A 20,093-nucleotide genomic window follows, 5' to 3' on the forward strand; every position below is an offset into this window, starting at 1 on the left:
ATATTCACATGGAAATGCCTGAAACGTGTTGTGAAGTTGACGTGTTAAACAATTTGATGCCGGAATCAAAGACAGTACGGCACTGACTCAGCAGTGCCGGAACTGTCATCAATAAAACTGACGTAACCACTGATTCAGCTGGCCAGCGGGCAGGGCACCGGACTGGCGGGCAATTTCCTTTCCGTTTTTAAACACGATCAGGGTGGGAATGGAGCGAATGCCAAAACGGGCTGCGGCCTGCTGATGCTCCTCGGTGTTCAGCTTGGCCAGGCGCAAACGGCCGGCAAGCTCACCGGCGGCAGCTTCAAATATGGGTGCCATCATTTTGCAGGGGCCGCACCAGGGGGCCCAGAAGTCCAGCACCAGTGGCAGGCTTTCGTTTACCAGCAAGCGATCCAGCGCCGGGCCATCCAGCTCCAGCACGGAAGCTGGTGTCAGCTCAGCTTTGCACTTGCCACATTTCGGGGCCTGTTGCAGCCGCGCTGCCGGCACCCGGTTGCGTGCCGAACAGGCCGGACATACCAGGAACTGCTCGCTCATTATTTCATCCAGTCGGCCAGTTGGTAGGTCAGGGTATATTCTTCGCCTTTCAGGATGAGTTGCTGGCTGTCTTGAATCACGGTAGCTCCCTTGTTCAGGGTGTTGAGCACGGCAATCTCTACTTTCTGGGCATCCGGTGAGCAAGCCATCTGTGTGGTGGCCAGGGGTTCTGCCTTGAGCACGCCCTGCTTCAGAGTGGCGCTGCCAAAGAAACGGTTACAGCCGGCCTGGCCGTTAATGGAGAAGTGCTCTCCGATTTCCAGCTCTGATTTGATATCGGCACCAACGGCTTCACCGTTAACGGCGGTCAGATTCCAGTGATGATGCTGCAGGTCGGACTCGACCACTTTCAGACCGCCGCTGCAGGCAGTGAGTAACAGAGCGGTGGTAGCGGCAAAAGCGAGTTTCATAAGTGCTCCTTAATTAATTTTGTTATGACAGGGCAGACTATCGGCGAGACACTGCAGATTGTCGAGAGTCACCTCAGCGATAGCAGACAGAGCTTCATTTGTTAAGAAAGCCTGATGCCCAGTGAGAATGACGTTAGGATAGGCGGAAAGCAAGTGGAAGATCTCGTCTTGTATTATCTGACAGGATTTGTCTTCAAAAAAAAGGTGCTCTTCTTCTTCGTATACATCCAGCCCCAGATGACCAATTTTACCAGTGTTAATGGCATCAATGGCGTCTCTGGCATTCAGCAGTCCGCCCCGGCTGGTGTTGATGATCATGACGCCATGCTTCATCTGCGCAAAGCTGTGGCGGTTAAGCAGATGATAGTTGTCAGGCGTCAGCGGACAGTGCAGGCTGATCACGTCCGACTCGGCAAACAGCTGCTCAAGCGGCGCATATTCTGCTCCCATGGCCAGCACGGCGTTATCCTGAACAGGATCATGTACCAGTAACTTCATGCCCAGCCCTTTCAGAATGCGCAGCGTTGCCAGGCCGATTTTTCCCGCGCCGATAATACCGGCGGTTTTACCATGCATATTGAAGCCAACCATGCCGTTAAGGGAAAAGTTGGCATCACCAATAAGGCGCGGGAAGCCCCGTCCTTTTAGGGCGGGGAGGGATATCGCCACGTTGCGAAGCAACGTCAATGCGGCCTGTCCTGTTGCTCGATATATTGTTTCAGCACTTCAAGCGGTGCGCCACCTACTGAACCGGCAAAGTAGCTTGGAGACCACAGTGCATCCTTCATATAAGCAGGCTTGATCAGCTCAGGGTGATAGTGCTTCATCTTGCGACTGGACACCCCTTTCAGGCTGTTAACCAACTTGGACAGCGCCACCTTTGGCGGGTAGGTGATCAGCAGATGAACGTGATCCTGTTCGCCGTTGAACTCCTGAATTTCTGCCTCAAATTTCTCGCATACCCCCGCCATGACCCCCCTCATGGTGGCAAGTTGCGCACCATTGAACACTTTGCCCCGGTACTTGGTGATAAATATCAGGTGCGCGTGCAGCATAAATACGCAATGACGCCCTTTTCTAAGTTCCATAGACCAACCTTGCAAATGTGAGTTATGGTTTCTATAGTAAACCACTATGAGCATTCAGACCAAAACACTCAGCGTTCGCGTTAAAGACAAGCACGCCAAATTGCTCCGGCAGATGGCGTTCGAAGTAAACCAAGTCTTTAACCACGCCAACGAACTGACCATGAAGGCTAATCGCAACCACAGCGATCTTGGCCCGGTTAAGCCTGAGTGGCTGTCTGCGTTTGATGTTCAGAAATTGACGGCAGGCATCCAGAAAGAGCGCGGTTATCTGATCGGCTCGGCCACTGTGCAGGAAGTGATTGCCGTTCATGCCAAGGCCCGCAAGCAGTTCAAGCGAGCCAAGCTGCGCTGGCGGGTCAGCTCCGGCTCAAAACGCTCCCTTGGCTTTATCCCCTTCAAGAGCCGGGCGGCCCAATGGCGCAACGGCCAGGTTAAATTTGCCGGGCACCACTTCAAGGTGTGGGACAGCTATGGCTTATCCAAATACCCGTTCCGGGCGGGCAGTTTTTCAGAAGATGCGCGGGGCCGCTGGTACTTCAATATCTGTGTGCAGGTGGCCGCGCAGCCGGTAACGGCTGGCAAAAGCGCCGTGGGCATTGATTTGGGCCTGAAGGATGCGGCTACCTGTAGTGACGGCACCAAGCTGTCAGCTGGGCGGTTTTACCGTGATCTGGAAAGCGCCCTGGGCAAGGCCCAGCGGGCCAACAAGAAGCAACGAGTCAAGGCGATCCACGCCAAGATCAAAAACCGACGCAAGGACGCCTTGCACAAATTCAGCACGCGGCTGGTAAACAGCCACGCCGCGATTTTCGTTGGTGACGTGAGCAGCACCAAGCTAACCCAAACCCGGATGGCCAAATCGGTACTGGATGCGGGCTGGGCCATGCTCAAAACACAACTGGAATATAAAGCGATAGCGCGGTCAGTGGTGTTTGAAGTCGTTAACGAATCCTACTCCACCCAAACCTGTTCGAGTTGCGGCACCCTGCCCGATTCGAGGCCGAGAGGTATCGCAGGTCTTGGAATAAGAGAATGGACATGCTCTGAGTGCGGAGCAGAGCACGACCGCGATGTGAACGCGGCCATGAACATTCTCGCGGCAGGACATTGCCGTCTAGCTGTAGGAATCCCCTTCCTTTAGGGAGGGGAGGATGTCAAGGGTGCGTTGATAGGCCTTGTGAATATGGCGGTTAAGCGTGAGCATCAGCCCTACTGTGTGTTCGGCCACGGCTTCAGGAGAGTAGGCCGGTACCCGCACCACATTCATGCCCGCCCGGTTGGCAGCGTCCAGGTCTACATTGTTGTAGCCGGCGCAGCGCAGGGCAATGTGCCTGACGCCGCCTTCAGCCAGCAGTCTGATAACATCGGCGTTAAGGTGATCGTTTACAAACACGCAGACAGCATCAAACCCCTGGCCAAGCAAGGCGGTTGTATCGTTCAGGGCAACATCAAACCAGGTAATGTTAAAACCGTGCCTGTGGTTATGCTCGGTAAACGCGGCCTGCATATAGGGACGGTTGCTGAAAAAAGCGATATTCATCTAAGAGGCGGCTCTCTTGCCTGAGTATGTAACGATTATTGGTATGGTCCGCCTGTTTTTTCAAGCTTGCCGGCCATAGTAAAAAGTGATTTTATGTGAGGCCACTGTCACAACGGGAGCTTTCATGTTTGTTACCCTGCTTACCGGCAGCGCCGGTCAACTGACGCCGGACATTACCAGCGCCATTGACAAACGGCCGGTCAGTGCGGCCCTGTTCTGCAGCCGCACCGGACTGAAAGGAGACGAGCAGGTATCTACCCGCTTTCATGGCGGACCCGAGCGGGCGTTGCATTATTATCCGGCGGAGCATTACCCGGTGTGGTGCCAGTGGTTCGAGGGCATGGAGCTGACCGACAGCCGCGAGCGGCTGGTCCCCGGGGCGTTTGGCGAGAACCTGTCCGGCACCGGACTGACGGAAGACAACGCCTGCATTGGTGATGTATTTCGGCTGGGGGACGCCCTGGTGCAAATCAGCCAGCCACGCTCGCCCTGTTATAAACTCAATGCCCGTTTTGGACATGACTTTTTCTCGGTACTGGTGCAGGCCAACGGCCGTACCGGCTGGCTGCTGCGGGTGCTGGAAGAAGGTATGGTACCGCCGGCTGCGAATATTGAACTGGTGGAGCGGCCTTGTCCGGGCATGCCGGTCAGGCGAGCCGGTGATATTGTGTTCAACCGCGGTTTTGATGCTGATGGATTGCGGGAGCTGGCCAGGCTTGAACACTTATCCCCCAACTGGCGCAAAAAAGCGGCAGATTATCTGGCGGCAGGCCGGGTGGATGACTGGACTCTGCGCTTATTGGGGCCAAAAGCGACGCAAAGCTAAAAAAGGGCTTGCAAGGGAACCGCGGTTTCGGTACATTCTCGCTCCGTTAACGGCATGTAGCGCAGCCTGGTAGCGCACTTCGTTCGGGACGAAGGGGTCGGAGGTTCGAATCCTCTCATGCCGACCAGATTCAATAAAAAAGCCTCGCAGCAATGCGAGGCTTTTTTATTATCGGCTGACCGTGACGGTCTGGCCGTTAAAGTGAACTTCCTGTCCGGCTGTTATCTTGCAACGCTTGCGCACTTCTACCTGGCCATTCACGGTCACGGCCCCCTCATCAATCACCGCTTTGGCCATGGCACCCGAGTCGCACCAGCCCAGTACTTTCAGCAGGTTGCACAGGGGAATAAAATCATTGCCTTCCAGGCAGAATGTTTCGTTCATTGAGTGTCTCTTTGGTGGTGGTTTGAATTGCTTTAAGTAGTAAAAATAGTTTTAAATTTTACAATTTTGGTTAATTCTTGGTTTTATCAATTGTTTCTTTGCTGTTTTGTCCGGTTCTGGGCATTATAAACGGTTTGGATCACGCCATTTGCTGTGTTGTTATCTTCTCATGATTTGACGCTGCCCCTGGAGGCAAGACTGTGCCATTCTGAGTCCTGTGATGCTTGGCGATGTGTGTGCGTCCCTGTGTTTAAGTCAGTTACGTTATCAAGAGGTGATTATGTCCGGATTGCTGCCCAATATCGACCCTGATGGTCTGCTGGAATATTCCGTGGTTTATACCGACCGTGCGCTGAACCATATGTCCGGCCGCTTTCAGCAAGTGATGAAAGACATCTCTGCCAGTCTGAAAGAGCTCTATCACGCTCATTCCACCGTGATTGTTCCCGGCAGTGGTACTTACGGCATGGAAGCGGTAGCCCGGCAGTTTGCCAGTAACAAGCACTGTCTGGTGGTGCGTAATGGTTGGTTCAGCTATCGCTGGAGTCAGATCTTTGAAGCCGGCAGCATTCCCGCATCCGAAACCGTGCTCAAGGCCCGCACCATTGAGGATGGCCCTCAGGCCGCCATGGCGCCGGCACCCATTGAGGAAGTGGTCGCCGCCATTCGTGAGCAAAAGCCCGATATGGTGTTTGCCGCTCATGTAGAAACCGCTGCCGGCATTATGCTGCCCGACAACTATATTCGTGCCATGGCTGAAGCGGTGCATGAGGTGGGCGGTTTGCTGGTGATTGACTGCATTGCTTCCGGCACCATCTGGGTAGATATGGAAGCCTGCGGCGTAGATATTCTGCTGAGCGCACCGCAAAAGGGCTGGAGCAGCTCACCCTGCTGTGGCCTGGTGATGCTGAGCAAACTGGCCCGGGAGCGTATTGAGCACACTCAAAGCTCCAGCTTTGCCATTGATCTGAAAAAATGGCTGCAGATCATGGAAACCTATGAGCAGGGCGGCCATGCCTATCACGCCACCATGCCTACCGACGCCCTCACCATGTTCCGTGACACCATTGCCGAGAGCCGTGAGTTTGGCTTTGCGCTGATGAAACAGCGTCAGCAGGAGCTGGGCGATAAAATTCGTGCAGCTTTGTCTTCCCGTGGCATCAAGAGTGTGGCGGCCAGCGGCTTTGCTGCTCCGGGTGTGGTGGTGTGTTATACCGACGACGCCGGCATCAAGAGCGGCAGCAAGTTTGCCGCCGAAGGCCTGCAAATTGCCTCGGGCGTGCCACTGGCCTGTGACGAGCCCGCTGATTTTCAGACCTTCCGGCTGGGCCTGTTTGGTCTCGATAAACTGAAAAACGTGGACCGCACTGTGGCCACCTTTGAAGCCGTACTGGATAAGGTGCTGCAGAACTGACATTCACCCCCATGAAAAAACGCCGCTCAACCGAGCGGCGTTTTTGTTCAGGCCTGAGCCTCTGTTAATAAGGCCGGCTCCTGCCGGGGCTTGTCGGGCGCGGTTCGCTCAAGCTGAAACCGGGCAATTTGCTGAGTCAGCTGATGAGACGACTCATGTACCCGCTCACTGCTTTCCGAAATCAGATCCGCGACCTGCAGCGCCTCTCTGGAGCCTTCGTTAATATTGAGCAGGTTGCGGTTAATTTCTTCCGCTACTGCCGACTGCTCTTCCGACGCAGTGGCAATCTGGGCATTCATATCGTTAATGCTCTGCACTTCCGTCAGGATCTGCTCCAGGTCCCGGCCGGCGGCGCGCACCACATCCATGCTGATGGCAGCCTGTTCCTGGCTGTTGGTCATGTGTTCCGATACGGTGCCGGCATGGCTTTGCAGTTGCTGGATCATACGCTGAATCTCACCGGTAGATTCCTGAGTACGCAGTGCCAGGGAGCGAACCTCATCGGCTACCACGGCAAAGCCCCGGCCTGATTCGCCGGCCCGGGCGGCTTCAATGGCGGCGTTCAGTGCCAGCAGGTTGGTCTGCTCGGAGATATTGCGGATCACTTCCACCACAGAGTCAATCTGACGGGTCTGGCTTTCCAGCTCTTCCATGGCCTGGCCCGCTTCACCCACTGAGTCGGCCAGCTGCTGCATACTGCTGATGCTGCGGTTAACATCCTCATGGCCCATGCTGGCTTCCTGATTGGCTTTTTCTGCCGCTGCGGACGCATCGCTGGCATGACGGGCCACTTCGTGCACGGTGGCATTCATTTCGTTCATCGCAGTGGCGACCTGATCTACCTCATTGAACTGATTTTGCATGCTGGCGCGAGTTTGCCGGCTTTTTACACTCAGCCCTTCGGCTTCACCATCCAGCAGATTGGCGGCTTCCCGCACCTGAGCCAGCAGGGTGCATAATTGCTCACCCATGGTATCCACGCCGCGAGAAAGCTGACCGATTTCATCGGTGCGGGTTGCACCGGTGCGGGCAGCCAGGTCGCCCTGCCCAAAGCGGGCGATCACTTCCTGCACGCGGGCAACCGAAAAGGTAAGGGTGCGAGTAATAATCATGATTAATACCAGTGCCACCAGAACTACCATAACGGTCAGTGCCAATGATTTGCTCGCCTGCTGCCAGAACAGTTCGTTAACGTCGCTGAGATAAACGCCGCTGCCAATCACCCATCCCCAGGGAGCAAAACCCTGCACGTAAGAGACTTTTTGCTGAGGACTGTCAAACTGAGGGCCGATATAGGTGTATTCTACGAAGCCTGCGCCGCTGTCCTTGACGCTGTTTACCATGGCCTGCCAGTGGTAATGGCCATCAGCATCAGTGACCTGGGTCATATCGCGCCCTTCTTCGTCGGGCTTGAGGGGATGCATCACCAGCCGGTGCTGCATGTCGTTGATCCACATGTAACCATCATCGCCATAACGCATGGCGCGAACGGCTTCCAGTGCCAGCTCGCGGCTGCGGCTGTCACCGAGCCGCTGGCGTTGTTCGTAATAGTGGTTGACCAGAGACGTGGCTGTTTCAACCTGCTCTCGTACCTTTTCCTGACGTGCCTTGAGCAGTTCAATATGAAGGCCGGTCATGGCAGAAATCTGAACCAGTACTAATCCGATAAACAGCGTAATGACCATGACCATCAGTTTGTTGCGCAAACTGAGGTTATTAAAAAATTGCATATCCATCCTCGAGGGCTCTGAGGGTGGCTTGTGAGCCTGTGGCTGCCCGCGGTGGCATATTCGACAACAGGCTAAAGCGTCCCATGCTTATTGATATTGGTGTTAATACGGCCTTCATGACCGTTGCAGCAGCATAGCAGTAACACACTGACAAAAGGTAGCCTTATGGGTCTTTGAATCTTGACCTGCATCAAGCGTCGGGCAAATAGAGGCTGGTGCCGGCAGGGAGGTGAGCGGTAAGATGCGGGCCTGCTGAATAAAGGAGTGCCCGTGGCGAAAGCAAAAACAGAAACCAAAACCATGGTATTGCTGGCTAACCTGAACTGTGATCATGTGCTGCAGCTGGAAGCGCCGCTGGTTGCCGGCAGTCGCCTGAATTACCGGGACGGCGGTCGTCGCCTGGGAGGCGGAGCCGCCAACACCGGCACTGGCCTGTGCTGGGCCGGCCACAGAGTGCTGCCGGTAACCCGGCTGGGCAATGATGACACCGGTGACTGGCTGCTGCAGCAGGCAAGAGAGCTGGGGCTTAACACGGATTATATCGAGCGCTTTGAGGGCAGCACCGGTGAGCTGCTGGTGCTGGTAGACAGCCGGGGTGAGCGCACTATACTGCGTCAGACCCGGCCGCCGGCCTTGCCTGTATGTTTGCCTCAGGAGCCGGTAGATTGCCTTTACGTCAATACCGACGGCGAGCAGGCAGCAGATTATATGATGGCCATGAACCCGCACAGCCTGGTGATCAGTCAGTATCCTGCCGGTGGTCGCTGGTTACGTCCCTGCCGCATTATGATTGCCTCTGCCGCTGACGTGGGGACGCTGTCGGATCCCTGGCAGCATGCCAGACAGCTGGCCGGTGATTCGTTGGAGTGGCTGGTGCTTACCCACGGTGAGCGGGGTGCCGAGGCCATTTCTGCCGGGCAGCGGCTGTATGTGCCGGCTCCGGCAGTGACGCCGGTGGATGCCACCGGCGCAGGTGATGCCTTTGCAGGCGGACTTATTCATGGTCTGTGCTCAGGCTGGTCAATGGCCGAGGCACTGGCAGAAGCCGGCAACTGGGCAGCCTGCACTCTGACATCGGCCTCGTCCATTCCTTCGCCCCAGTTGCTCCGGTATCTGGCCGGTGAGCTGAAATTCTCCATGAGCACTGATAAGCTCAGCCTGATCCAAGCCTGCGGAGAGCAACCTGAGTGAATGACAGCTTTATAATCAAGCTACTGACTATCACCTGGCGCTGGTCGGTATTTCTGATGTTTCCTGTACTGATATTTGGTTATGTAGAACTGACCGGCCTGTCGTTAAGTGAGTTCGATACCGGCGTAAACCACCATAAATGGCTTCTGGTTTCTCTGTATTTTTTATATGTGTTGCTGTGGTGGCGGCTTAATCGTCGCGTGATGGACCTGATAGTGCGCCGGAGATGGCGATGACGGAGTGGCTGCCCACCTACTGGCCGCTGGGGCTGGCGGCACTGTCTGCCCTGGCTGGCTGGGGGCTGGCCCGCATCACTCTTGGCGTGCGGCTGCAGCTGACGGCTCAGCAAGGTGAGCACTGGCAGCAGGCCCTGACCGAGCGCAGCGCCGAATTACAGGACACGCGCCAGCGACTGGAGCAACAGCAGCAGCTGGTGCTGAAAATGAACGGCCGGCTCAAGGAGTATGAAACCCTGCTGCGTCAGGAGCGGCAGTGGGCAGCAGAAAAACAGGCTCAGTTTGAAGACAGTGAAGCCCGCCTGCAGCAGCAGTTCGAAAATCTGGCCCAGCGCATTTTCGAGCAGAAAACCCATAACCTGCGGGAGCTGAACCAGCACAGCCTGGACACCCTGCTGGGGCCGTTGCGCGAGCAGCTGGAAGGCTTTCGCCGAAATATGCAGGAAACCTATGCTGACGAAAGCCGCCAGCGCCACAGCCTGAAGTTTGAGATTGAACGGCTGGCTGAGCTGCATAAACAGATGAGTGCCGACACCAGCGCCCTGACCCGCGCCCTGAAAGGAGACAGCAAGCAGCAGGGCAACTGGGGCGAAGTGGTGTTGTCCCGAGTGCTGTCCGAGTCTGGCCTGCGGGAAGGACATGAATACAGCACTCAGCAAAGCCTGAGCAACGCCGACGGCAAGCGTTATCAGCCCGATGTGATAGTGCACCTGCCCCAGGACAAGGACATTATCATCGACGCCAAGGTATCACTTACCGCCTATGAGCGTTATTTCAACGGTGAAACTCAGGGCGAGCGCGAGCAGGCACTGCGGGAGCATGTTGCCTCTGTGCGGGGCCATATTCGCGAGCTGGGACGCAAGGATTATCATCAGCTGCAGGGGGTGCGTACCCTGGATTATGTGCTCATGTTTGTGGCGGTAGAGCCGGCGTTTCTGGTGGCGGTAGAGCACGAGCCAGCACTGGTGAAATATGCCCTTGACCATAATATTCTGCTGGTCAGCCCCACTAACCTGCTGGTGGCGCTGCGTACCATAGAGAACCTGTGGCGGGTAGAGCGGCAGAATCAGAATGCCCGGCGCATTGCCGAGTCGGCGGGCAAGCTCTATGAAAAATTGCGGCTGTTTACCGAAGACATGGAGGCGGTGGGGGGCTCACTGCGCCGTGCCGATGACAGCTATCAGCGTGCCATGAAGCGTTTGTGCCAGGGCCGGGGTAATCTGGTGCGCCAGGCGGAGGCCTTTCGCGAGCTGGGAGTGGAAGTGACCAAGCCCTTGCCTGAGCACCTGCAGGAGCAAAGCCGGATCACCGAAGAGCCGGCGCTGGAGTCAGTGCCAAAGGAGTTATAAAAAGAAGGGGCTGGGCTGAAACAGCCGCTCCACCTCGGGAATAAACTTTTTGTCGACCAGAAACAGCACCACATGGTCATTTTGTTCGATGACGGTTTTATCGTGGCCAATCAGTACTTCTTCGCCCCGTACTATGGCCCCTATGGTGGTGCCCGGCGGCAGCTTGAGATCGCCCACCATGCGGCCCACCACTCTGGAAGTGCTGCTGTCGCCATGGGCAATGGCCTCTATGGCTTCGGCAGCCCCCCGGCGCAGGGAATAGACGTTGACGATGTCGGCCCGGCGCACATGGGTCAGCAGGGCCGAAATGGTGGCCTGCTGGGGCGAGATGGCCACGTCTATGGTGCCGCCCTGCACCAGATCCACATAGGCACCGCGCTGAATAAGCACCATCACCTTGCGGGCACCCATTTTTTTGGCGAGCATGGCCGACATTATGTTGGCTTCGTCCTGGTTGGTGACCGCAATAAAAACGTCGACCTGATCGATATGTTCTTCAATCAGCAGCTCCTGATCCGAAGCATCACCACAAAACACCATGGTGTGCTCCAGCATTTCCGACAGCTGTTCAGCCCGCTTGGGGCTGTGCTCGATCAGCTTGACTGAATATTGTCGCTCCAGCCGGCTGGCAAGCCCTGCTCCTATATTGCCACCACCCACTATCATGATTCGCTTATAGTCACTTTCCAGCCGTTGCAGCTCAGACATCACCGCGCGAATATGGCCGCTGGCAGCGACAAAAAAGACTTCATCGTCCGCCTCGATAATGGTGGTGCCCTGCGGGCGTATGGGCCTGTCCTGGCGAAAAATGGCCGCCACCCTGGTATCTATGCTGGGCATGTGATCCCGCAGAGTAGAGAGCGCATTGCCCACCAGAGGGCCGCCATAATAGGCCTTGATGGCCACCAGACCCACCTTGCCTTCGGCAAAGTCCACCACCTGCAGGGCACCGGGATACTGAATCAGCCGGTAAATATATTCAGTCACCAGCTGCTCGGGAGCGATCAGGCTATCTACCGGAATGGCCTCGTTCATAAACAGCCGCTCCCGCTCCGCCAGAAACTCCGGTGAGCGAATACGGGCCACCTTGTTGGGCGTGTTGAACAGGGAATAGGCCACCTGACAGGCAATCATATTGGTTTCGTCGCTGTTGGTGACCGCCACCAGCATGTCGGCATCCTGAGCACCGGCTTCCCGCAGCACCGACGGATAGGCACCATGGCCATTAACGACCCGCAGATCATATTTGTCCTGCAGCTCGCGCAGCCGCTCCGTGTTGGTGTCGACCAGGGTGATGTCGTTATTTTCACCCACCAGGTTTTCTGCCAGGGTGCCGCCTACCTGGCCGGCCCCCAGAATGATGATTTTCATGCCTGTTTCGCTATTTTGGCGTAATAGAAACCGTCCCGTCCGTGTTCATCCGGCAGCAGCTGCCAGCCCGGTTGCTGCGGTGTATCGCCATCATGCAGGGGCTGCAGCAAGGCGTCGGGGGTGCGGGCCAGAAAAGCCTTTACCTGCTCGCGGTTTTCGTCCGGTAATACCGAGCAGGTGGCATAGAGCAGCATACCGCCGGGTTTCAGTTGCTGCCACTGGGCATCCAGAATTTGCGACTGCAGCGCCGCCAGCTGGGCGATGTCTTCGGGCCGGCGCAGCCATTTGATATCAGGGTGGCGACGGATCACGCCGGTGGCGGAGCAGGGCGCATCAAGCAGAATGCGATCAAATTGCGGCCCTTGCCACCAGTCCTGCGGTCTGGCGGCATCGCCCTGCAGCACGGTGGCCTCAAGGCCGATGCGGTCCAGGTTCTGATGCACCCGCTCCAGCCGGTCGGCGTCCATATCAATGGCCACCAGCTGCTTCAGCGCCGGCTGGCGCTCCAGAATATGGGCGGTTTTACCACCGGGGGCGGCACAGGCGTCAAGGATCAGCTCACCGGGCTGCGGATCGAGCAGTTGCGCGGCTATCTGGGCAGCGGCATCCTGCACCGAACAATGGCCCTCGCTGAAACCGGGCAGGGTGGTAACATCCACCGGCCGGCCCAGCCGCAGCGCCTGGGCGGCCAGCGGGTCGGCACTGGCCTCAATGCCCTGCTCCGCCAGCAGCGCCATATACTGGTCGCGGCTGTGGTGGGTCTCGTTCACTCGAATCCACATGGGCGGGTGGCAGTTATTGGCGGCCATAATGGCCTGCCACTGCTCGGGATAGGCCTGCTGCAGCCGTTTCATCAGCCAGTTGGGGTGGGCCTGACGCAGCTGAGGCAGGGCATCCACCTTTTCTTCCAGCTCCTGCTGCCGGCGCTGCACATTGCGCAGCACGCCGTTGACCAGCCCCTTGAACGGATCGGCCTTGAGCTGTTTGCAGGCGGCCACGGTTTCGGCCAGCGCCGCATGGGCCGGTACCCGGGTATAGAGCAGCTGATACAGCCCCACCAGCAGCAGGGCATGCACCGGCTGGTATTTGCCCTTGAGCGGCTTGTCGAGCAGTTGCTTGGCCATGGCATCGAGCCGGCTGTACCAGCGCAGTGTGCCAAAGCACAGCTCCTGCAGCAGGGCGCGATCCTTGGTGGCCACCTCCTGCTGATAGCGGGGCAGCAGGGCAGACAGGGACTGACCCTGATTGATCACCCGGTGAACAATATTGGCCGCGGCGGCGCGAGTTTTCATGGCGTTCTCTTGTGGTTGGCGAACATCAGTACAGCTGGCTGCCCGGAGTGAACCAGTCTTTACGGGCATTGAGCAAATCCTGGCAGCTCATGGCTTTTTTGCCCGGGGGCTGCAGGCTGAGCAGGCGAAGTACACCCTGGCCGGTGGCCACGTCTATGCCGGCTTTACCAGCGGCCAGAATGGTGCCGGGAGCGGCATCTGTGCCTTGATCCAGTACTTGCGTCTGCCACAGTTTGATATTGTGCTCCGCCACCATAAAGTAGCTCACCGGCCAGGGGTTAAAGGCGCGCACGCAGCGTTCCAGCTGCACCGCAGGCAGGCTCCAGTCGATGCGGGCTTCTTCCTTGCTGAGTTTTTCGGCATAGTTGGCTTCTGCATCGTTCTGGGGCTCGGCGTTGACGCTGCCATTTTCCAGCTGGCCAAGGGTGTGCAGCAGCGCCTGCGGGCCCAGCCCGGCCAGTTTTTCATAGAGGCTGGCAGAGGTGTCGCCGGCCTCGATGGGCAGGCTGGCCTTGTGCAGCATGGCACCGGTATCCAAACCCTTGTCCATCTGCATGATGGTCACGCCGGTGTTGGCATCGCCGGCCCAGATGGCACGCTGAATGGGGGCGGCACCACGCCAGCGGGGCAGCAGGGAGCCATGCACGTTAATGCAGCCCAGGCGCGGCGTATCGAGCACCACTTGTGGCAGGATCAGGCCATAGGCCACCACCACCATCAGATCGGCACCCAGGGCGGCCAGCTCGGCCTGAGCGGTGTCGTCACGCAGGCTCTGAGGTTGATACACCGGCAGGCCGGCTTGCTCAGCGGTCACCTTGACCGGGCTTGGGGTCAGCTTTTTGCCCCGGCCCGCAGGGCGGTCGGGCTGAGTGTAAACGGCAATGACATTGTGGCCGGCATCCAGCAGCGCCTGCAGATGACGGGCGGCAAAGTCGGGCGTGCCGGCAAAAACCAGATTGAGTTTGCTCAAGAAAAATCCTTAGCGATGAATCAGCGCTGTTCCTGACGGGCCATTTTTTCCATTTTCTGACGAATGCGCTGGCGCTTGAGCGGAGACAGGTAATCCACAAACAGTTTGCCTTGCAGGTGATCCATTTCATGCTGAATGCAGATGGCCAGCAGATCGTCCGCTTCCAGCTCAAAGGTCTCGCCGTGTCTGTCTTGCGCACGAATTTTTACTTTTTCGGCCCGGGGTACCAGAGCGCGGGCACCGGGCACCGACAGGCAGCCTTCTTCAATGCCGGTGCTGCCGTGGCTTTCCAGAATTTCCGGATTGATCAGCACCAGGGGGTGCTCCCGGTCTTCGGACACGTCGATCACAATAAGACGCTGATGAATATCCACCTGAGTGGCGGCCAGACCGATGCCTTCTTCGGCATACATGGTCTCAAACATATCATCTACAATGGTCTGTAACTCGGGAGTAAAGGCGTCTACCGGCCTGGCGACGGTTCTGAGGCGTTCATCGGGAAAGCGCAATACTTCTAAAACTTTGGCCATAACGAGATTTATTTCCTGTATTAGGTTCTGTCAGTATTTTAGCCATTTGCAACACAAAAATCAGCAACAGTCGGCAGCAGGCAGAGGAAGATGACCAACACAGACCTTGATGCTCACGCTTTATTACCCTGGCTGGCCCTGCAGCAGGCCAAGGGCCTGGGCCCGGTGCGCGGCTGGAAACTGTGGCAAAAACTGCAGGAAAATTGCTGCCGGGCGGAATATTTGCGCGAAACCGGCCTGGATGACTCCACTCTCACTCATCTGCTGACGCCTCAGCATGCCCTGCTGGAACGAGTGCTGGCGTGGCTGAATGATGGCCCCGAGCGCCATTTGCTGACGCGCGCCGATCCACGCTACCCCGAGCAACTCAATCGGGTTTCTGCCGCGCCCTTACTGTTATTTGTAGAAGGGGATCCGGCGGTGCTGACACTGCCCCAGCTGGCGGTGGTGGGCAGCCGGCATCCTTCCTATGTGGGCAAGGAGAACACTCGCCAGCTTATTCCGCCTCTGGTTGAAGCGGGGCTGGCCATTACCTCCGGACTTGCCATGGGGATTGATGGTCTGGCTCATCAGGCCGCCCTGAATGCCGGCGGTACCACGCTGGCGGTGTTTGGCTCCGGGTTGGCCCAGTGCCATCCCAAACGGCATCTGCGGCTGGCTCGTCACATCGTGGAGTGTGGTGGTGTCATTATGTCTGAATGTTACCCCTGGGAAAAACCACAGGCATTTCTGTTTCCGAGACGAAACCGCATTATCAGCGGTCTTGCTCTTGGGGTGCTGGTCATGGAAGCGGCTGAGCGCAGTGGCTCGCTGATTACTGCCCGCTTTGCCCTGGAGCAGAATCGAGAGGTATTTGCCGTGCCCGGTGCCCGGCAAAACCCACAGGCGACAGGCTGTAACCGGTTAATACAGCAGGGGGCCAAGCTGGTGGAAGAGGCCAATGACGTACTGGAAGAGCTGGCGGGCTTCTCTGCGGCAGCGGTCAAAATTCACGATGCTGCCACGGAGCAATTATTGCCTTATCCGGACTTGTTGGATAACGTAGGTTTAGAGGCAACGGCACTGGATATTATTGCAGAACGTTGCCAGCAGCCGGTGCATCAGGTGTTAACCCGGTTGGTCGAGCTGGAATTGGCCGGCTGGGTGGAATCCGTGCCCGGGGGTTATGTCAGAGCGAGGAGGAGCTGATCATGTTCGAAGTACTGATGTACTTGTTCGAGACCTACATCCATGCAGATGTAGACACCATGGTGGATCAGGATGAACTCGCTGAAGAACTGACTGACGCGGGCTTCAACAAGGAAGAGATCCTCAAGGCGCTGGCCTGGCTGGAACGCCTGGCTGCACTGCAGGAAGCAGAAGAGCCGCCGGCCTGGGCCTGCTCTGCTCCCGATTCATTCCGCATCTATACACCGGAAGAGCTGTATAAGCTCGACACCGAAGGGCGTGGTTTTTTGTTGTTCCTTGAGCAAATCAAGGTGCTGAATGCCGAAACCCGCGAAATTGTGATTGACCGGGTAATGGAGCTGGACTCGCCGGTGATTGAACTCGATGACCTCAAGTGGGTAGTGCTGATGGTGCTGTTCAATGTGCCCGGGAGTGAGTCGGCTTATCACGAGCTGGAAGATCTGCTGTTTGAACAACCTGACGGAGCGGTTCACTGATCCCGGCCGCGCTGGTAGACTTCACAGCCAGTGAATTCGGAGGCGCGGCATGTCGAAAATCGATACCAGTCTGTTCAGTGGCCAGCATTCAGGCCCGGCCGAAGAGGCTTGCCCGGCTTGTGGCAAACCTCTGCAGTTGCGCCATGGCAAGCATGGTGCCTTTCTTGGCTGTTCAGCCTATCCCGGTTGTGACTATCTGAGGCCGCTCAAGGTCATTGAGCACGATGAAGACGTGGAAAAACTGCTGAAAGGCAGTACCTGCCCGCTGTGTGGTCATACCCTGGCCATTCGCAAGGGGCGCTACGGACTTTTTATTGGCTGCTCTCACTATCCCGAGTGTCATTATGTGGCTGATATCAACGATCAGGGCAACAGCGATCCTGCCTGTCCGGTGTGCGAAAAAGGTCATCTGGTGGCTCGTACCTCCCGTTACGGCAAGCGCTTTTATGCCTGCGATGCTTACCCGGGCTGCCGCTATATTGTTAACGACAAACCGGTAGCCAAACCCTGCCCGGAGTGCGGTTTTGGTATTCTTACCGAGCGCAAGGGCCGGCTTTGTTGCCCGAAAAAAGGCTGTGGTTACCAGCAATAAACATCTTCAGGAATTTCGTTTTCATGACTCAGCAAGCTTTCTTTACGGCCGTTGAACAGCTGCAACAGGGCGGTGTCATCGGTTATGCCACGGAAGCGGTATTTGGTATTGGGTGTGATCCCGATAATGGTGAGGCAGTACAAAGAGTGCTGGCCATCAAGGAGCGCACGGTCGACAAGGGGCTGGTACTAATCGCCGCCGATGTCAGTCAGCTGTTGCCTTATCTGGATCTGACCCGGCTGCCCGAAGGGCGGCTGGAGGTGATTCTGGCAAGCTGGCCCGGGCCCTATACCTGGATTATTCCGGCGCGTCCCGAAGTGCCCGAATGGCTGAAAGGCCGGTTCGATTCGTTGGCGGTGCGGGTCACCGATCATCCTCAGGCCCACGATCTCTGCCTGGCCTATGGCAAGCCGCTGGTGTCGACCAGTGCCAATAAGAGCGGTGAAGAGCCTGCCCGCAGTGCTGCCGAGCTGGCTGACCGGCTGGGCAATGAGCTCGACTATATTCTGCCCGGCGATACCGGCGGCCGGGCTAACCCGTCGCTGATTCGCGATGGCATTACCGGCGCTGTATTACGCCCGGCCTGACTGTTTATCAACAAGGAATTATCATGAGTAGCAAACCGGATACGTCGGCCGTAAAGGCATTTTTACTGGCACTGCAGGACAATATCTGCCGGCAGCTGGAACAGGCCGACGGCAGCGGCCGTTTTATTGAAGACAGCTGGACCCGGGAAGAAGGCGGCGGTGGCCGCAGTCGGGTACTGCGCAATGGTACCGTAATCGAGCAGGGTGGCGTGAACTTCTCTCATGTATACGGTGCTGCCATGCCGGCGTCGGCCACAGCGCACCGCCCGGAGCTGGCGGGCCGCTCTTTTGAGGCCATGGGGGTGTCGCTGGTGATCCATCCGCACAACCCTCATGTGCCCACCAGTCATGCCAATGTGCGTTTCTTTATTGCCGAAAAAGAAGGGGCCGAACCGGTGTGGTGGTTTGGTGGTGGTTTTGATCTGACGCCGTTTTATCCGGTGGAAGAAGACTGCCGGCACTGGCATCAAGTATCCAAGGATTTGTGTGAACCCTTTGGTGAGGATGTCTATCCCAAATACAAGGAATGGTGTGACCGCTATTTCTACCTCAAGCACAGGAATGAAACCCGGGGCGTGGGCGGGCTTTTCTTTGATGATCTGAACGACTGGCCTTTTGAGCGGTGCTTTGCCTTTATGAAAGCAGTGGGTGAGGGCTACCTGGATGCTTATCTGCCGATTATCGCGCGCCGTAAAGATACCCCCTATGGTGAGGATGAGCGTCAGTTCCAGCTGTATCGCCGGGGCCGATACGTCGAGTTCAACCTGGTTTACGACAGAGGTACTTTGTTCGGACTACAGACCGGCGGCCGTACCGAGTCTATTCTGATGTCGATGCCGCCGCTGGCCCGGTGGGAATATGACTGGCAGCCTGAAGCCGGCTCCAGAGAGGCACGGCTGCAGGCGTTTCTGGTGCCGCGTAGCTGGGTTTAAGTACGGCCGGACTCGGTGCCAAATAGCTCTATTACCTTGTCAATTAATGCCTGGCGCTCACCGCCGGGCAAAAAAGCCGCATAGACTTCCCGACTGATGGTGGGAGTCTCTTCCACCAGAAACAGCCGTTCCTGATCCTGGTATTGACGGATCATGGAACTGGGTAAAAAGGCACTGCCGCCGTGATGCAGCAGATATTCCAGCGCAATGCGTACTGAACCAGTATGCAGCAACGGAGGCGTGGCGGTATTGAACAGTTTGGCGTGCTGAGTATTAAAGGCGGTGCCCCAGTCGATACGAATGTAATCCTGAGCCATGGCCCGGCTGGCATCCAAACCTGGATAAGTGGAGACCAGCTGCAGATCCATGGTGTGGGTAGCAATATGGCGTACTCCCTCAATACGGGCTGGATCCGTAAGAAAGGCCAGATCCAGAGTGCGGCTCAGCAGCGCCCGGGTCATTTGCTCCGGAGTGCGAATATCGGCTCGTAATGATAATGCCGGCAGCTCACAATAAAGCCGGTGCAAACCGTCTTGCAGGTAGGCGTCCCACAGGTTAGCGGTGCCTGCCACCGCCAGCTGCTGAGTTTGCCGTTCGCTTAAAGCTACCTCGTGCTGGGCCCGGGCCCAGGCCAGCAGCATGGATTCTGCATGAGGGATAAGTGCTTCACCTGATGAGGTCAGCTGAATATTGTTGCGCAACCGGGTGAAGAGGGTGACGCCCAGCTGGCTTTCGAGCTGGCGAATGCGAAAGCTGACCGCAGACGGCGTCAGGTACAGGTGCTCTGCTGCCTTGCCAAAGTGACGGGTACGTGACACTTCCAGAAAGGTTTTTAAAAGTTCGGTATCCAAGGCCAACCACAATTATTTTGTTCGTTAGCGCAAAATCTATTCGTTTTGGCGGCTAATGCAACCAAAAAAATGCCTTTGATGGCAATATAATTTCTATCTCCTTTAAATTCAGTAGTAGTGAGAAGCATCATGGACAGATACGTCGTTACCGGTAATCCCATCGCTCACAGTCAGTCACCCTTTATTCATCAGGCATTTGCCGATCAAACCGGTCAGCAGATCAGCTACGAGAGGCTATTGTTGCCACTGGATGGTTTTGCTCAGGGAATAGCAGATTTTGTGCAGCAGGGGGGGCTTGGCTGCAATGTGACTGTTCCTTTTAAAACCGATGCGCTGGCGGTAGCCGATGAGCTGAGTGAGCGTGCCCGTCTGGCAGAAGCGGTTAATACTCTTAAAGTAATGAGCGATGGCCGGTTATTTGCCGATAATACCGATGGGGCCGGCCTGGTCATGGATTTAAAACGACTGGGCGTACCGCTGACGGATAAACGCATTTTGCTGCTGGGCGCGGGCGGAGCAGCCCGGGGAGTGATGGGCCCGTTGCTGGCGGAGCAGCCGGCCATGCTGGTGGTGACCAATCGCACGCGGGCACGGGC

The 20,093-nt window shown here is 56.9% G+C and carries 23 protein-coding genes, 1 tRNA gene and 1 pseudogene (1 of these 25 running past the window's edge); 13 read left to right on the plus strand and 12 right to left on the minus strand.

Annotation, left to right across the window (positions count from 1 at the left end; genetic code table 11):
- Positions 1-108: 108 nt before the first annotated feature.
- The 4 genes and pseudogenes from trxC to tnpA all read right to left on the minus strand — a co-directional run bounded on the left by trxC (position 109) and on the right by tnpA (position 2,038).
- Positions 109-543 carry a thioredoxin TrxC gene (gene trxC / locus N2M06_RS02265; protein ID WP_346352147.1) on the minus strand — a complete coding sequence of 145 codons (435 nt, stop codon included), beginning with the start codon at positions 541-543 and terminating at the stop codon, positions 109-111.
- Entirely contained in the window at positions 540-950 is a 411-nt protein-coding gene (locus tag N2M06_RS02270) for an META domain-containing protein (RefSeq protein WP_019935106.1), read from the minus strand. The genes trxC and N2M06_RS02270 overlap by 4 nt, the downstream gene beginning before the upstream one ends.
- 9 nt (positions 951-959) lie before the next feature.
- Positions 960-1,565 (minus strand): annotated as a pseudogene (locus N2M06_RS02275) (NAD(P)-dependent oxidoreductase); the annotation flags it as partial.
- A 68-nt stretch (positions 1,566-1,633) separates the two neighbouring features.
- On the minus strand, positions 1,634-2,038 hold the full coding sequence (gene tnpA, locus N2M06_RS02280) for an IS200/IS605 family transposase (protein WP_026344932.1): 405 nt from the start codon (positions 2,036-2,038) through the stop codon (positions 1,634-1,636).
- Positions 2,039-2,084: 46 nt separating this feature from the next.
- Between tnpA and N2M06_RS02285 the strand changes: the two genes are divergently transcribed.
- The gene (locus N2M06_RS02285) at positions 2,085-3,179 is read left to right on the plus strand and encodes a transposase (protein ID WP_346351466.1); all 1,095 of its coding nucleotides are present in this window, start codon (positions 2,085-2,087) and stop codon (positions 3,177-3,179) included.
- Here the strand turns inward: N2M06_RS02285 and N2M06_RS02290 are convergent.
- Positions 3,153-3,578, minus strand: coding sequence for a hypothetical protein (locus tag N2M06_RS02290; RefSeq protein WP_346351467.1), 426 nt, complete (start codon positions 3,576-3,578; stop codon positions 3,153-3,155). The two genes, N2M06_RS02285 and N2M06_RS02290, sit on opposite strands and share 27 nt — an antisense overlap.
- 124 nt (positions 3,579-3,702) lie before the next feature.
- Between N2M06_RS02290 and N2M06_RS02295 the strand changes: the two genes are divergently transcribed.
- Both N2M06_RS02295 and N2M06_RS02300 read left to right on the plus strand, forming a co-directional pair.
- Positions 3,703-4,404 (plus strand): MOSC domain-containing protein, encoded by a 702-nt coding sequence (locus N2M06_RS02295; protein WP_346351468.1) that lies wholly within the window; start codon positions 3,703-3,705, stop codon positions 4,402-4,404.
- 50 nt (positions 4,405-4,454) lie between these two features.
- A tRNA-Pro gene (locus tag N2M06_RS02300) sits at positions 4,455-4,531 on the plus strand.
- A 41-nt stretch (positions 4,532-4,572) separates the two neighbouring features.
- Here N2M06_RS02300 and N2M06_RS02305 read toward each other — a convergent pair.
- Positions 4,573-4,788 (minus strand): RNA-binding S4 domain-containing protein, encoded by a 216-nt coding sequence (locus tag N2M06_RS02305; RefSeq protein WP_019935103.1) that lies wholly within the window; start codon positions 4,786-4,788, stop codon positions 4,573-4,575.
- 280 nt (positions 4,789-5,068) lie between these two features.
- Here N2M06_RS02305 and N2M06_RS02310 point away from each other — a divergent pair, with 280 nt between their 5' ends.
- Positions 5,069-6,202 carry an aminotransferase class V-fold PLP-dependent enzyme gene (locus N2M06_RS02310; protein ID WP_346351469.1) on the plus strand — a complete coding sequence of 378 codons (1,134 nt, stop codon included), beginning with the start codon at positions 5,069-5,071 and terminating at the stop codon, positions 6,200-6,202.
- Between the two features lie 47 nt (positions 6,203-6,249).
- Here N2M06_RS02310 and N2M06_RS02315 read toward each other — a convergent pair whose 3' ends face one another.
- On the minus strand, positions 6,250-7,932 hold the full coding sequence (locus N2M06_RS02315; RefSeq protein WP_317074151.1) for a methyl-accepting chemotaxis protein: 1,683 nt from the start codon (positions 7,930-7,932) through the stop codon (positions 6,250-6,252).
- A gap of 300 nt (positions 7,933-8,232) precedes the next feature.
- Here N2M06_RS02315 and N2M06_RS02320 point away from each other — a divergent pair, with 300 nt between their 5' ends.
- Genes N2M06_RS02320 through rmuC form a run of 3 tightly spaced genes read left to right on the plus strand, consistent with a single transcriptional unit; the run spans position 8,233 to position 10,708 of the window.
- Positions 8,233-9,123, plus strand: coding sequence for a PfkB family carbohydrate kinase (locus N2M06_RS02320; protein ID WP_317074201.1), 891 nt, complete (start codon positions 8,233-8,235; stop codon positions 9,121-9,123).
- Complete coding sequence (locus N2M06_RS02325) at positions 9,120-9,359, plus strand: hypothetical protein (RefSeq protein WP_317074150.1); 240 nt, start codon at positions 9,120-9,122, stop codon at positions 9,357-9,359. The genes N2M06_RS02320 and N2M06_RS02325 overlap by 4 nt, the downstream gene beginning before the upstream one ends.
- Positions 9,356-10,708, plus strand: a complete 1,353-nt coding sequence (gene rmuC / locus N2M06_RS02330) for a DNA recombination protein RmuC (protein WP_346351470.1) — start codon at positions 9,356-9,358, stop codon at positions 10,706-10,708. Before N2M06_RS02325 ends, rmuC begins: the two co-directional genes overlap by 4 nt.
- On the opposite strand, the gene trkA is transcribed toward rmuC, so the two are convergent.
- The 4 genes from trkA to def are packed head-to-tail and all read right to left on the minus strand — an operon-like array spanning position 10,703 to position 14,871.
- Positions 10,703-12,079, minus strand: a complete 1,377-nt coding sequence (gene trkA, locus N2M06_RS02335) for a Trk system potassium transporter TrkA (RefSeq protein ID WP_019935097.1) — start codon at positions 12,077-12,079, stop codon at positions 10,703-10,705. The two genes, rmuC and trkA, sit on opposite strands and share 6 nt — an antisense overlap.
- Complete coding sequence (gene rsmB, locus N2M06_RS02340) at positions 12,076-13,371, minus strand: 16S rRNA (cytosine(967)-C(5))-methyltransferase RsmB (protein ID WP_346351471.1); 1,296 nt, start codon at positions 13,369-13,371, stop codon at positions 12,076-12,078. The genes trkA and rsmB overlap by 4 nt, the downstream gene beginning before the upstream one ends.
- A gap of 25 nt (positions 13,372-13,396) precedes the next feature.
- Positions 13,397-14,341, minus strand: a complete 945-nt coding sequence (fmt, locus tag N2M06_RS02345) for a methionyl-tRNA formyltransferase (RefSeq protein ID WP_317074146.1) — start codon at positions 14,339-14,341, stop codon at positions 13,397-13,399.
- A 20-nt stretch (positions 14,342-14,361) separates the two neighbouring features.
- Positions 14,362-14,871 (minus strand): peptide deformylase, encoded by a 510-nt coding sequence (gene def, locus N2M06_RS02350; RefSeq protein ID WP_019935094.1) that lies wholly within the window; start codon positions 14,869-14,871, stop codon positions 14,362-14,364.
- A gap of 90 nt (positions 14,872-14,961) precedes the next feature.
- On the opposite strand from def, the gene dprA reads away from it, so the two are divergent.
- Genes dprA through hemF form a run of 5 tightly spaced genes read left to right on the plus strand, consistent with a single transcriptional unit; the run spans position 14,962 to position 18,646 of the window.
- Positions 14,962-16,059 carry a DNA-processing protein DprA gene (gene dprA, locus N2M06_RS02355; protein ID WP_346351472.1) on the plus strand — a complete coding sequence of 366 codons (1,098 nt, stop codon included), beginning with the start codon at positions 14,962-14,964 and terminating at the stop codon, positions 16,057-16,059.
- 2 nt (positions 16,060-16,061) lie between these two features.
- Positions 16,062-16,535, plus strand: coding sequence for a DUF494 family protein (locus N2M06_RS02360; protein ID WP_019935092.1), 474 nt, complete (start codon positions 16,062-16,064; stop codon positions 16,533-16,535).
- A 49-nt stretch (positions 16,536-16,584) separates the two neighbouring features.
- Positions 16,585-17,127: a topoisomerase DNA-binding C4 zinc finger domain-containing protein gene (locus N2M06_RS02365; RefSeq protein ID WP_019935091.1), complete on the plus strand. Its 543-nt coding sequence runs from the start codon at positions 16,585-16,587 to the stop codon at positions 17,125-17,127.
- A gap of 23 nt (positions 17,128-17,150) precedes the next feature.
- Positions 17,151-17,714 carry a Sua5/YciO/YrdC/YwlC family protein gene (locus N2M06_RS02370; RefSeq protein ID WP_346351473.1) on the plus strand — a complete coding sequence of 188 codons (564 nt, stop codon included), beginning with the start codon at positions 17,151-17,153 and terminating at the stop codon, positions 17,712-17,714.
- A 23-nt stretch (positions 17,715-17,737) separates the two neighbouring features.
- Positions 17,738-18,646 carry an oxygen-dependent coproporphyrinogen oxidase gene (hemF, locus tag N2M06_RS02375; RefSeq protein WP_346351474.1) on the plus strand — a complete coding sequence of 303 codons (909 nt, stop codon included), beginning with the start codon at positions 17,738-17,740 and terminating at the stop codon, positions 18,644-18,646.
- Here hemF and hdfR read toward each other — a convergent pair.
- The gene (hdfR, locus tag N2M06_RS02380) at positions 18,643-19,497 is read right to left on the minus strand and encodes an HTH-type transcriptional regulator HdfR (protein WP_346351475.1); all 855 of its coding nucleotides are present in this window, start codon (positions 19,495-19,497) and stop codon (positions 18,643-18,645) included. The two genes, hemF and hdfR, sit on opposite strands and share 4 nt — an antisense overlap.
- 129 nt (positions 19,498-19,626) lie before the next feature.
- Here hdfR and aroE point away from each other — a divergent pair, with 129 nt between their 5' ends.
- Positions 19,627-20,093: the 5' portion of a shikimate dehydrogenase gene (aroE, locus tag N2M06_RS02385; protein ID WP_346351476.1), read on the plus strand. It continues 358 nt past the right edge of the window; 467 of the gene's 825 nt are visible here — the first part of the coding sequence; it begins with the start codon at positions 19,627-19,629; its stop codon lies off the right edge, out of view.

The organism is Oceanimonas sp. AH20CE76 (assembly GCF_039654065.1).
GTDB lineage: Bacteria > Pseudomonadota > Gammaproteobacteria > Enterobacterales > Aeromonadaceae > Oceanimonas > Oceanimonas smirnovii.